Annotated in this window: 1 pseudogene; it reads left to right on the plus strand. The window is 30.7% G+C overall.

Going from position 1 to position 274, the window contains the following annotated elements:
- Positions 1 to 65: 65 nt before the first annotated feature.
- Positions 66 to 274 (plus strand): annotated as a pseudogene (locus SB689_RS23070) (hypothetical protein); the annotation flags it as partial.

Consider the following 274-nt stretch of genomic DNA (forward strand, 5'->3'; position numbering starts at 1 on the left):
CAGCCATTTTGTATAAAAACAAATTCTCAGTTGGATTTTCTCTATTTCTTTGTACTGCTTAAAAAATGCGCATGGAATTAACGACTTTTCACGAACTAACAAAGGAAATATCATTGGAATGTTTTTTTATGACAGAATCTCAAAAGGAAGAAAAAGTAATACAGCTTATCGATTTGCACCACTTTGTAGAGTGTTTTGATCCGAAGATAAAAATTCTGAACTACATTCACCATTCTATTAATATTATAGAACAAAACGGGGAGAAAAAAGGAAT

This window comes from Chryseobacterium sp. SIMBA_038, from assembly GCF_046535115.1.
Lineage (GTDB): Bacteria > Bacteroidota > Bacteroidia > Flavobacteriales > Weeksellaceae > Chryseobacterium.